An 11,100-nucleotide genomic window follows, 5' to 3' on the forward strand; every position below is an offset into this window, starting at 1 on the left:
GTGTATATATGCGCCATGCCTAAATTAGACAAGCCTAATATTGAGATTCCGGACGGGCGTTCGCCGATGGCGCGGGCGCTCGACGAGAAGGCCGCGGACGTCGCCGCCATGCTGTCGCTGATGGCGAACCCGCATCGGCTGCGCATCCTGTGCCGCCTGGCGGAAGGCGAAGCCTCGGTCGGGGCGCTCGGGCAGGAGGCCGGGCTGAGCCAGTCGGCGCTGTCGCAGCATCTGGCCCGGCTGCGCACGGGCGGGCTCGTCACCACGCGGCGGGAAGCCCAGACGATCTTCTATTCGTTGGCGAATGACGAGACCCGCGCGATCATGGAGGCGATGTACCGCGTCTTCTGCGCACCCGAGCTCGACCAGGCGCGCTGACAGCGACGCCCGCGTCCCGGCGCGCCGGATCTAACGTCATCACGTTCATATCATTCGCCGATCGCGATGGTTGCAGGCCTTGCCGAGAGGTCCAGTTCCTCCGGCAACGGGCCGCGGCAGCGCGGCCTCCTGTCAGTATCGGAGGTTTTCATGCGCCATTTCGCAATCGTTCTCGCCGCCACCACCATGCTCTCCGGGGGGCAGGCGCTGGCGCAAAGCAGCGACTCGTCCGCCAGCGGCGATGCCGCCACGCGCCCACCGGTGGCGACCGGGGCGCCGCATGGCGCTGACCAGTCGCCGGCCTTCGAGGGTCAGACCCGGGCGCCCCAGCCGGCAACCGACGTCGCGGTGACGACGGAAGTCGTCGCCGACGATCTGCCGAAGCTGTGGTCGATGGAATTCCTGGCCGATGGCCGGATGCTCGTCGCGGCCAAGGACGGCGCGATGCATATCGTCAGCACCGACGGTACGGTCGGCGAGGCACTGGCCGGCGTGCCGGATGTCGATGCGCGCGGGCAGGGCGGCCTCCTCGATATCGCACTGGCGCCCGACTTCGCCGAAAGCCGGACGATCTTCTTCTCCTTCTCCGAACCACGCGATGGCGGGGTGAACGGCACCAGCGTGGCGGCGGCCGAACTGCGCACCGACGACGCGAATTCGGGCACGCTCGAGAATGTCCGGGTGATCTTCCGGCAAACGCCGGGCTATGCCGGTACCAAGCATTTCGGTTCGCGCCTCGCCTTCGCCCCGAATGGCGACCTCTTCGTCACCGTCGGCGAGCGCTCCGACACGCCGATCCGCGATCAGGCGCAGGATGTCACCTCAGGTCTCGGCAAGATCTTCCGCATCCGCCCGGACGGCTCGCCCGCCGACGGCAGCCCGTTCGTCGATGCGGCCGACGCGCTGCCGGAGATCTGGTCCTATGGCCACCGCAATCTGCAATCGGCGGTGGTCGACGATGCGGGCCAGCTCTGGACGGTGGAACACGGTCCGAAGGGCGGCGACGAACTGAACCGGCCGGAGCAGGGACTCAATTACGGCTGGCCGGTCATCACCTACGGCATCGACTACAGCGGCGCCCCGATCGGCGAGGGCATCACCGCGCAGGATGGCATGGAGCAGCCGGTCTATTACTGGGACCCGGTGATCGGCCCATCCGGCATGGCGCAGTATCAGGGCGACGAATTCCCCGAATGGCAGGGCGCTCTCCTGATCGGCGGTCTGGTGAGCCAGGGCCTCGTCGTGCTGCAGATCGAGGAAGGCCGGGTGGCGACCGAGGCGCGGGTTCCGCTCGACGCCCGTATCCGTGACGTGAAGGTGGGACCGGATGGTGCCGTCTACGCGGTCACCGAGACCCGCCGTGGCGGCTCCAGCTCGATCCTGCGGCTGACCGCCGGCGAGGGCGGCTGAGCCAGTCGGCACACGGGACGGGGCGCCGGCGTGCCTCGTCCCGCCTATGCAGAACTGACTGCCAGACGCGAAACGGGCCGCCTCCGTAGGAAGCGGCCCGTTTCATGTCTGATGATGTCATCGGCCGACGCGTCGGCCGGACAGATCGCTCAGGCGGCGTCCCGCAGGGCGGTCTCGGAGCCGGGGGCATCCTGCCCCATCGCCTCGATGTCGCTCTCCACCAGGGCGGCGTGCAGCGTGCGCAGCGTGCCGTCATAGTCCTTGTCGTCGATGACGAACTGCAAATCAACGCGGCGCGTCAGATCCTGCATGCCGAGCGGCGCGATGCCCGCCTCCGACAGGGCCTGCAGAGCGCGCAGGGTCAGACCCGGCGCCGTCAGGTTGCGGCCGATCACCGAGACGATGGCGACGCGCTCGATCTCGATCTCCGAGGCCGGGAAGCGCTCGGCCAGATCGCGCTCGACGCGCTTCAGCGACTTCATCGAACCATCGATGAAATGAGTGATCGTGTTGGCGTTGCAGGTCTTGGTGACGATCCGCATCTTGTGGCGCGTCAGCACCTCCAGGATCGCCGCGTCGTAGCCCTTCACGCCGACCATGTCCTGCTCGAAGAACTGCAGGGCGAAGACACCACGCAGGCCGGCGATCATGTCGACCCGCGGCTTCGGCGCGCCGCGCTCGTCGAGGATCAGCGTGCCCGAATCCTGCGGCCGGAAGGCATTGCGAACGCGCAGCGGGATGCCGGCCTGGCGCAGGCCCTTGGCTGCACGGGGATGGATCGCCTCCATGCCCATGTTGGAGAGCTGGTCGGCGACATCGTAATTGGTGCGGCCGATGACGCGGACCTTGTCGAGGCCGACCGTCTTCGGATCGGCACTGCAGAGGTGGAACTCCTTGTGGATCACCGCCTCGCGCGCCTCGGTCAGCGCCGCCACGCGGGCGAAGGTCACCTCGGTGTAGCCGCGGTCGTGGCTCTTCACCAGCGACTCCTTGCACTGGGCATAGCCCGGCAGGATCGGCATCTCGGTGGCGAAATCGACATCTTCGAGCGCCGTGCAGATGCGTTCGTCGAGCGACGGCTGGCTGTCATCGCGCCAGCCCGTCAGGTCGACGAAGCGGGCATTGACGCCGCGATTGCGCAGGAGGAGCGCTGTGACCATCGCCGAATGGGCCTCGCCGAGCGCCGAGACCATCTCGCGGACGGTCATCAGGTGTTCTTCGAGACGGAACTGGCCGAAGGAGCAGAGACGGCTCAGGTCGATCAGGCAGCTGCGGACCCCCTCGATCCGCTCGCGCACGAAATCGTCCGCGGCCCGGCGGTCGCCGGTGTCGTCGAGGACCTTGGCGTTGATCGCCTGCATGTCGCGGCCGACGGCGGTGAGGGCGTCGCCCCAGGCCCATTCGGAATCGGTGCTGGCGAACAGCGCGTGCACGCCCGGCTCGCCAGTCTTCTTGTGCTCGAGCAGCTTGTCGGTAATGCCGCCATAGGCGGAGACGACGAAGATCCGGTTGTAGAGATCGTCACCCTTGCGGCTGCCGATCAGGACGTTCTCCAGCAATTCCTCATGCCGGAGCATGGATGTTCCGCCGATTTTCTCGACTGTATGGTTGGTCATGGGTCTCTCTCCGGGCAATGCCTGGGATGCGTGTGCCGGGTGGGACGGGCCTTTGGCCGCATCGCGGTTCGGCTTGTGGCCCCGCGCCGGCTGGCAGCCAGCGCGCAGGGCTCTGAACGGATCGGGCGGCGCAAGGCCGCCCGGATCGCAGGGTCTTAGATCGCCTCGCCTTCGAGAGCGTAGGCGCCGGTCTCGTCGTGGACTTCCTTGCCGTTCAGCGGCGGATTGAACACGCAGGCGACCGACATCTCGGTCTTCGGCCGGACGATGTGCCGGTCGTGCTTGTCGAGGACGTACATCACGCCCGGACGCAGGTCGTGAACCTCGCCGGTCGCCTTGTCCTCGATCGTGCCTTCGCCGGACACCACGTAAACCGACTCATAGTGGTTCTTGTAATGGAAGTGGTTCTCACCACCGGCGTAGAGCGTGGTGATGTGGAACGAGAAGCCGACATTGTCGGACTTCAGGAGAAGGCGGGTGGAATCCCACCCTTCCGACTTGACGAGGCGTTCGGTCTTGCGGGCTTCTGCGAGATCTCTGACGATCATGTGGATACTCCAATTCGGTGAAATGTGCGGGGTGGTGGTGTCTGCAGCCTATTCGGCTGCGACACGCGCCGGCGCACGAAGAACGGTCTCGAAGGCCTCGGCGACGATATCGAGGCCCCGGGCGAAGGTCTCATCGGAAATCGTCAGCGGTGCCAGCACCTTGACGATCTCGTCGGACGAACCGGCGGTCTCGATGACGAGGCCACGCTCGAAGGCGGCGGCACAGATCTCGGCGGCCTTGTCGCCGGACCCGGTGTCGATGCCGCGCATCATGCCGCGACCCTTGACCCGGAAGCCGTAGCTCTCGGCGATGGCGCCGAGGCGCTGGTTCAGATAGTCGGCCTTGCGGCGAATATCCTTGGCGAAGGCATCGTCGGCCCAGAACTTCTCCAGGGCGGCGCGGGCCGTCACGAAGGCATGGTTGTTGCCGCGGAACGTGCCGTTGTGCTCGGCCGGGGTGAAGACGTCATATTCCGGCTTCACCAGAACCATCGACATTGGCAGGCCGAAGCCCGACAGCGACTTCGCCATGGTGATGATGTCCGGCTGGATGCCGGCGAACTCGAAGGCGAAGAAGTCGCCGCTGCGGCCGCAACCGGCCTGGATGTCGTCGATGATCAGCAGTGCGCCGTGCTTCTTGGCAATCGCGCTGAGGCGCTGCAGGAACTCCTTCGACGCAACGTTGAGGCCGCCTTCGCCCTGGATGCACTCCAGGAGGATCGCCGCGGGGGCGTCGATGCCGCTCGACGTATCGCCGAGCATGTCGTCGAGCATCTGGGCGCTGTCGACGCCTTCGCCATGGAAGCCGTCATAGGCCATGCGGGTGACGCCGGTGAGCTGGCTGCGCGAGCCGGCCCGCTGCGAGCCGTTGCCCGTTGCGGCGAGCGCACCGGTGGTGACGCCGTGATAGCCGTTGGTGAAGGCGATGACGTTCTCGCGGCCGGTGGCCTTGCGGGCGAGCTTCAGGGCCGCCTCGACGGCGTTGGCGCCGGTCGGGCCCTGGAACATCATGCGATGGTCCATGCCACGCGGCTTCAGGATGCGCTCGCTGAACGAGATCAGGAAGGCTTCCTTGGCTTCGGTAAACATGTCGAGGCCGTGGGTCACGCCGTCCGACATGATGTAGTCGACCAGCGCCGATTTCATGTCCGGGTCGTTGTGGCCGTAGTTCAGCGACGCGCAGCCGGCGAGGAAGTCGATATATTCGCGGCCCTCGATGTCGGTCAGCGTGGCGTTCTGCGCCTTCTTGAAGACCGTCGGGAAGCTGCGGCAATAGCTGCGAACCTCGGATTCGAGGCGTGCAAAGGTGGCGGCGCCCGTCGTGGCGGGCGTTTCGGTGTGGTTCAGCATGTGTCAATCCGTGTTGTTACGAACGGAGCCCGCGGCACGGCGGGCATCAACGTTCTGTCCAGGTTCCGGTCGCGCCCGCAGTCTGCTGCGGGGGCTGGCTGTCAGGCAGCCTGTGCCGTCTGTTCCGGCATGTCGTCGGTCTCGGCGGCGCTTGCATCGATCGGCGCGATCGTCAGCATGTGCTCGCTGTCGTGATCGCCCGAGAAGTGCTCGTCGCCGCACAGCCAGACCTTGTCGGTGATCTTAGCATCGAACTCGTCGGCGACGCCCTCGAACATGCGCCAGGAGGACTTGTTGTCCGGCGTGATCGTGGTCTTCAGGCGCTCGACACCCTCGCAGGATTCGCTGGTCAGCAGGTTCGCGATCAGGCGGCGCGCCAGACGGCGGCCACGGGCCGCTTCGGCCACGGCAACCTGCCAGACGAACAGGGCTTCCGGCTCTTCCGGCGGACGGTAGGCGGACACCCAGCCGACGATCTCGCCATCCAGCTCGGCCAGCATGCAGGTGCTGGCGAAGTGGGTGCACTGCAGGAAGTTGCAGTACAGCGAATTGTCGTCCAGCGCCTCGCAGGAGTCGATCAGGTCGTGCACCGCCTGCCCATCCTCACGGACGGGATGGCGGAACGTCAAAGGGCTAGAAACGCTGGCCAATTGGGGACGGTGACCTTTATCGGACTTCTGCATGGACGCGCCTCGTGCGTTATTTCGTTGAGGCGGAATATTTATACGGTCGAAGCGATAGTCAACCGCCGCGGCGCGCTCGCGGGCGATCTGCGCGGGGATTCGGCACCCGCCTCATCAAGGGTTCATCGCGTTATATCAGTGGTTTGAGCACCTTCCGACAGGGCTCGGAAAAAATATTGATGACGGAATGGGCGGCCGGAGGTCATTTGCTGGTCAAATGATTTCTGCCCCAACCCCAAAGAATCGGTTTGATCGTCGAAGGATCCCTCGCTTATATGGCGCCGCCGCCAGGATGCGGCGGAGGCAAAGGGCCTCGCGGACGATCTCATCGGGGTAAAGCGGAACATGGAGGATCGGGGACGGCAGGCGTTGATCGCGCTCAGGCGGATCATTCGCGCCATGGAATTCAGTGCGCGGCGGCTGGCCAAGGAAACCGGCCTGACGAGTTCGCAATTGACGGTACTGCGGATCCTCAGCCAGGGCGAGATGACGCCCAGCGCCATCGCCGCGCAGATCGGCCTGACGCAGGCCACGGTGACCACGCTGATCGACCGGCTGGTTGAGCGCAAGCTGGTGCAGCGCCGCCGTGGCGAGAGCGACCGGCGGCATATCTGGATCGACCTGACGGAAGAAGGCCACGCCATGCTCGCCAGCATGCCGCCCGATCTTCAGGTCAGCTTCCAGAGCGAGTTCGACCGCATGAAGGACTGGGAGCAGGCGATGGTGGTCGCCAGCCTCGAGCGCATTGCGGGGCTTCTGAACGCCGAGCGCATCGACGCCGGTCCGGTGCTCGAATTCGGCGAGATCGCGACACCCCGGCCGTAGTCACGCCGCGGTAGCAGACCTCCGTTCGATCGTGCGGTTGCAACGATTCACCAACGAAAAAGGGCGACCACCGGGGTCGCCCTTTTTCGTTCCGGTCGTCGCCGAGTAGACGTGTCGGCTCCGATGCTCCGTCGTCAGCGCGTGACGATCTCCGGGCCCATCAGGCTGTAGGGCAGGAAGGTCGAGAGCGCCGGCACATAGGTCACCAGGATCAGGAAGAGGAACAGCACGCCCACGAAGGGCAGTGCGGCCTTGACCACCTGGACGAGGCTCATGCCGGTGATGCCGGATGTTACGAACAGGTTGAGCCCGATCGGTGGCGTGATCATGCCGATCTCCATGTTCACCACCATGATGATGCCGAGATGGACCGGATCGACGCCGAGCTCCATGGCGATCGGGAACACGACCGGTGCGACGATCAGCAGGAGGCCCGAGGGCTCCATGAACTGCCCGCCGATCAAGAGCAGGATGTTCACGGCGATCAGGAAGGTGAACCAGTCGAAGCCGGCGCCCAGCATCATGTCGGTGATCGCCTGCGGAATGCGCTCGGCGGTCAGGACATGGGCGAAGAGCAGCGCGTTGACGATGATGAACATGAGCATCACCGTGGTGCGCGACGCCTCCACCATGACCTTGCGCGTGTCCTCGTTGAAGAAGGCGCGGCCGATATTGCGGAACGAGAGCGCGAGGTTGCGCCCCCAGACCGGCAGGCCGGCGCCCAGATGGCCGAGGACGCCCGTCACGCCGGTCCGCTCGCCTCGCCACAGCGTGTAGGCGATGACGAGGATCAGCGAGATGATGCCGCCGACTGTGGCGCGCTCGGCAAAGCTCATCGAGGCGCCACCAGGCGCGTCGGTGGCGAAGAAGGACAGGATCATCCAGACGAAGAAGAAGGCGACGCCATAGACCAGTCCCGAGAAGCCGACGCGGGCCTTGCGGCTGTCGGTCGGCAGCACCCAGGGAATGCCCTTCATCGGGCCCATGTCGCGATAGACGAAGATGGCGACGAAGAAGGCGTAGACGGCGGCGACGGCGGCGGCCTCGGTCGGCGTGAAGACGCCGCCATAGATGCCGCCCAGGATGATGACGATCAGGAACAGGCCCCAGCCGGCATCCTTGCCGTGATGGATGATGTTGCCGAAGCCGTGCCAGGGCTCCGCCGGCAGGTTCTTGATCCGCGCCATGACATAGATGGCGATCATCAGCATCAGGCCGGCGACGGCGCCGGGAATGACGCCGGCGAGGAACATGCGGCCGACCGAGACGTCGGTGGCGGCGGAATAGACCACCATGACGATCGAGGGCGGGATCAGGATGCCGAGCGTGCCGGCATTGGCGATGATGCCGGCGGCAAAGTCCTTGCTGTAGCCGACCTTCTGCATGCCGGCGATGGCGATGGTGCCGATCGCCACCACGGTGGCCGGGGACGAGCCCGACAGCGCCGCAAACAGCATGCAGGCCAGCACCGAGGCCATGGCAAGGCCGCCGCGAAAATGGCCCACCGTCGCGATGGCAAAGTTGATCAGGCGCCGGGCGACGCCGCCGGTCGACATGAAGGCCGAGGCCAGGATGAAGAACGGGATCGCCAGGAGGGTGTAGTTCTGCGACGCGGTGAACAGCTGCAGCGCGACCGAAGACATGGAGTCGGTCGAGAAGAAGGCGATCAGGATCACCGACGACAGGCCGAGCGAGATCGCCACCGGCACGCCGAGGAACAGCAGGCTCAGGACGAGGATGAAGAGAAGGGTGGTTTCCATCCGTCGTCAGTCCTTCAGGAGGTCTTTGTTTTCCGCCACGAGGTCTTCCGCCTCGTGTCCGGCGATGATCAGTTCACGCTCACCGTTCCAGATCATCACCAGGCCCTGCAGGGCGCGGAAGGCCAGAAGGGCCAGGCCGATCGGCAGGATCAGATAGGCGATCCAGCGCTGCACCCGCTCCTGCATGCCGAAGGCTTCCTGGATGAAGACCGGATAGCGCAGATCGTCGAGGCCCAGCCCGATGTCGAAGAAGCGCTTCCAGTAGAAGATCGCGCCGCCGGAGGAATTGGCGCCGAAGACCGACAGCCAGTCGGCCGCCAGCAGCATGATCGCATAGAGCGCGGTGCAGAAGGCGCCGAACAGGGCCACGGCGCGGAACAGCGGCTTGGGGAAGGTGCGGATCAGCGCGTCGACGCCGAGATGGATGCCCTGCTTCAGGCCGTAGCTCATGCCGAACAGGATCATCCAGGCAAACAGGATGCGGGTCAGTTCCAGCGCGCCGGTCCAGCCGCTGTTGAAGCCGTAGCGGGCGACGACCTGCGAGAAGGAAACGAGAGTGATCGCCGCGAGGATGGTGGCGAGAATGTTCTCCTCGATGCGGGTGACCCGCTCGGGCCAGCGCCGTTCGACGAAGAACAGGAGGACGATGAGCGCCAGAATGGCGAGAAACGGCCAGTACGCGCTCATGAATCTCCTCCCGAAACGGCCGATGGCGGCTATGCTGTCCAGTCGACGGTGGCGGCTACTATATCGGACCGCAAAGGGGAAGAGACCCGCCGTCGATACCGTGCATTATTGCGTGGATCGCCTGAAAATCCGGGGCGTCAGCCGGGCCTGCGGGACGACCGGACGCCGATGGGCGCCCGGCCGTTCGTCAGGCGATCAGTTGGCCGGGTTCGACGCCTGCGCGGCGTCGATCACGTCCTGGCCGACGTCGTCGCGGAAGCGATCCCAGACCGGCTTCATCGTGGAGACCCACTGCTCGCGCTGCTCGTCCGAGAGCTCGCGGATGGTGGAGCCGCTGTCGAGGATGTTCTGACGGTTCTTCGCCTCGGTATCGGCGACGGCGTCGTTGGCGGCCTTGGTCGTCTCGTTGACGATGGTCAGGAACTGGTCGCGAACCTCCGGCTCCAGGCCGTCCAGCCATTCGGTGGAGGTGACGAGCAGATAGGCGAGGGCGGCGTGGTTGGTCTCGGTGATGCCGTCCTGCACCTCGAAGAACTTCTGGGTGTAGATGTTCGACCAGGAATTCTCCTGCCCGTCCACGACGCCGGTCTGCAGCGCCTGATAGACTTCCGAGAAGGCCAGCTTCTGGGCCGAGGCGCCCATGGCGCTGATCATCGCCTCGGCGACGTCGGAGGTCTGGATGCGGAACTTCAGGCCGTCGGCGTCGCTCGGCACTTCCAGCGGCTTGTTGGCCGAGAACTGCTTCATGCCCGACAGCCAGTAGCCGAGGCCGGTATAGCCGACGTCTTCCATGACGGTCAGCAGTTCCTTGCCGGTGTCGGAGTTGTTGAAGGTCTGGACGGCCGACAGGTCGGAGAACAGGAAGGGCAGATCGTAGAGGCGGTACTTCTTGGTGTAGGCCTCGAATTTCGACAGCGACGGCGCGGCAAGCTGGACGTCGCCGAGCAGCAGCGCTTCCAGCACCTTGTCGTCGTCGAACAGGGTGGAGTTCGGGAAGACTTCCATGCAGGCGGTGCCGTTCATCTCCTCGTTGACGCGGTTGGCCAGCATGGTGGCGGCGTCACCCTTGGGGTGACCGGTCGCGGCAACGACATGCGCGAACTTGATGACCATTTCGCCATCGTCGCAGCCTGCCGACTGCGCCATGGCGGCAGAGGCCGTCAGGCCGAGAGCGAGGGAGGAGACGGCGCCCAGAAGCAGATTCTTCATCGTGGAAACTCCGGTGTGGTCCAGATCGGACCCGAGTGTAACGAGCGATGCGACCGCCGGGGCGGCACGCATCCATTGTCGCAAGTCGGGTGGGATTTCGGCCGGATCGCGTCACCCGGCCGCCGCGTCGCGACGCTGGCCGAGGCAGCGTGTGTCTCCCGGCAACGGCCTCCCACCGTTGCAATGAGCAGAGGGAAGCAAATGGGACTGGGCTTGGCAAGCACCGCCATGGTAGCATCCCTGGATTGCAGGGGAGAGCTTCGCCGGCGGGCGCGAAAACGCCTATCCGGCCGAGCCGAACGCCTTGAAGGCTACGGTGGTGAAGGTGTCGGCAACACCATCGAGCACCTGCAGCTTTTCCGTGACGAAGTGGCCGAGATCGCGGCCATCGTCGAGATAGAACTTGGCGATCAGGTCGTAATGGCCGGAGGTCGAATAGACCTCCGACATTTCCTCGACCGATTCCTGGAGATCGTTGGCGACCGCATAGGCTGCGCCCGGCCGGCATTTGAACTGGACGAAGATGGTCTGCATCGTTTGTCTCCGGCGGTTGCTGTCGCGGCTCAGAAGAAGGCCTGGAGGCCGGTCTGGGCCTTGCCGAGGATCAGCGCATGGACGTCATGCGTGCCCTCGT

11 protein-coding genes are annotated in these 11,100 nt (G+C 65.3%); 3 read left to right on the top strand and 8 right to left on the bottom strand.

Features of this window, described 5'->3' with window-relative positions:
• The first annotated feature begins 66 nt into the window (after positions 1-66).
• Positions 67-378, top strand: a complete 312-nt coding sequence (locus N7I30_RS15235; RefSeq protein ID WP_475363716.1) for an ArsR/SmtB family transcription factor — start codon at positions 67-69, stop codon at positions 376-378.
• A 186-nt stretch (positions 379-564) separates the two neighbouring features.
• A complete protein-coding gene (locus N7I30_RS15240; protein ID WP_475363722.1) occupies positions 565-1,788 on the top strand; it encodes a PQQ-dependent sugar dehydrogenase in 1,224 nt (407 codons plus the stop codon).
• Between the two features lie 149 nt (positions 1,789-1,937).
• Here N7I30_RS15240 and N7I30_RS15245 read toward each other — a convergent pair whose 3' ends face one another.
• The 4 genes from N7I30_RS15245 to ectA all read right to left on the bottom strand — a co-directional run bounded on the left by N7I30_RS15245 (position 1,938) and on the right by ectA (position 5,985).
• The gene (locus N7I30_RS15245) at positions 1,938-3,404 is read right to left on the bottom strand and encodes an aspartate kinase (RefSeq protein ID WP_024350689.1); all 1,467 of its coding nucleotides are present in this window, start codon (positions 3,402-3,404) and stop codon (positions 1,938-1,940) included.
• Between the two features lie 155 nt (positions 3,405-3,559).
• Entirely contained in the window at positions 3,560-3,952 is a 393-nt protein-coding gene (locus N7I30_RS15250) for an ectoine synthase (RefSeq protein WP_024350690.1), read from the bottom strand.
• A 48-nt stretch (positions 3,953-4,000) separates the two neighbouring features.
• Complete coding sequence (gene ectB, locus N7I30_RS15255; RefSeq protein ID WP_228240957.1) at positions 4,001-5,302, bottom strand: diaminobutyrate--2-oxoglutarate transaminase; 1,302 nt, start codon at positions 5,300-5,302, stop codon at positions 4,001-4,003.
• Between the two features lie 101 nt (positions 5,303-5,403).
• Complete coding sequence (gene ectA, locus N7I30_RS15260) at positions 5,404-5,985, bottom strand: diaminobutyrate acetyltransferase (protein ID WP_024350692.1); 582 nt, start codon at positions 5,983-5,985, stop codon at positions 5,404-5,406.
• A 399-nt stretch (positions 5,986-6,384) separates the two neighbouring features.
• Here ectA and N7I30_RS15265 point away from each other — a divergent pair, with 399 nt between their 5' ends.
• Positions 6,385-6,810: a MarR family winged helix-turn-helix transcriptional regulator gene (locus N7I30_RS15265; RefSeq protein WP_202797863.1), complete on the top strand. Its 426-nt coding sequence runs from the start codon at positions 6,385-6,387 to the stop codon at positions 6,808-6,810.
• A gap of 134 nt (positions 6,811-6,944) precedes the next feature.
• On the opposite strand, the gene N7I30_RS15270 is transcribed toward N7I30_RS15265, so the two are convergent.
• From N7I30_RS15270 to N7I30_RS15285, 4 genes are all read right to left on the bottom strand, one after another.
• Positions 6,945-8,570, bottom strand: coding sequence for a TRAP transporter large permease (locus tag N7I30_RS15270; protein WP_024350693.1), 1,626 nt, complete (start codon positions 8,568-8,570; stop codon positions 6,945-6,947).
• A gap of 6 nt (positions 8,571-8,576) precedes the next feature.
• Complete coding sequence (locus tag N7I30_RS15275; protein WP_498639975.1) at positions 8,577-9,257, bottom strand: TRAP transporter small permease; 681 nt, start codon at positions 9,255-9,257, stop codon at positions 8,577-8,579.
• Positions 9,258-9,452: 195 nt separating this feature from the next.
• Positions 9,453-10,466 (bottom strand): DctP family TRAP transporter solute-binding subunit, encoded by a 1,014-nt coding sequence (locus N7I30_RS15280; protein WP_024350694.1) that lies wholly within the window; start codon positions 10,464-10,466, stop codon positions 9,453-9,455.
• A 282-nt stretch (positions 10,467-10,748) separates the two neighbouring features.
• Positions 10,749-11,000, bottom strand: a complete 252-nt coding sequence (locus tag N7I30_RS15285) for an Lrp/AsnC family transcriptional regulator (protein WP_370196882.1) — start codon at positions 10,998-11,000, stop codon at positions 10,749-10,751.
• Positions 11,001-11,100 lie beyond the last annotated feature (100 nt).

Source organism: Aurantimonas litoralis (assembly GCF_026153195.1).
In the GTDB taxonomy this organism is placed as follows: Bacteria; Pseudomonadota; Alphaproteobacteria; order Rhizobiales; family Rhizobiaceae; genus Aurantimonas; species Aurantimonas coralicida.

What these genes read in the sequence shown, in the direction of transcription:
- N7I30_RS15235 (WP_475363716.1), top strand. Translation starts at nt 67, where the DNA reads ATGGCGCGGGCGCTCGACGAGAAGGCCGCGGACGTCGCCGCCATGCTG.
- N7I30_RS15240 (WP_475363722.1), top strand. Translation starts at nt 565, where the DNA reads ATGCTCTCCGGGGGGCAGGCGCTGGCGCAAAGCAGCGACTCGTCCGCC.
- N7I30_RS15245 (WP_024350689.1), bottom strand. Translation starts at nt 3,404, where the DNA reads ATGACCAACCATACAGTCGAGAAAATCGGCGGAACATCCATGCTCCGG.
- N7I30_RS15250 (WP_024350690.1), bottom strand. Translation starts at nt 3,952, where the DNA reads ATGATCGTCAGAGATCTCGCAGAAGCCCGCAAGACCGAACGCCTCGTC.
- ectB (WP_228240957.1), bottom strand. Translation starts at nt 5,302, where the DNA reads ATGCTGAACCACACCGAAACGCCCGCCACGACGGGCGCCGCCACCTTT.
- ectA (WP_024350692.1), bottom strand. Translation starts at nt 5,985, where the DNA reads ATGCAGAAGTCCGATAAAGGTCACCGTCCCCAATTGGCCAGCGTTTCT.
- N7I30_RS15265 (WP_202797863.1), top strand. Translation starts at nt 6,385, where the DNA reads ATGGAATTCAGTGCGCGGCGGCTGGCCAAGGAAACCGGCCTGACGAGT.
- N7I30_RS15270 (WP_024350693.1), bottom strand. Translation starts at nt 8,570, where the DNA reads ATGGAAACCACCCTTCTCTTCATCCTCGTCCTGAGCCTGCTGTTCCTC.
- N7I30_RS15275 (WP_498639975.1), bottom strand. Translation starts at nt 9,257, where the DNA reads ATGAGCGCGTACTGGCCGTTTCTCGCCATTCTGGCGCTCATCGTCCTC.
- N7I30_RS15280 (WP_024350694.1), bottom strand. Translation starts at nt 10,466, where the DNA reads ATGAAGAATCTGCTTCTGGGCGCCGTCTCCTCCCTCGCTCTCGGCCTG.
- N7I30_RS15285 (WP_370196882.1), bottom strand. Translation starts at nt 11,000, where the DNA reads ATGCAGACCATCTTCGTCCAGTTCAAATGCCGGCCGGGCGCAGCCTAT.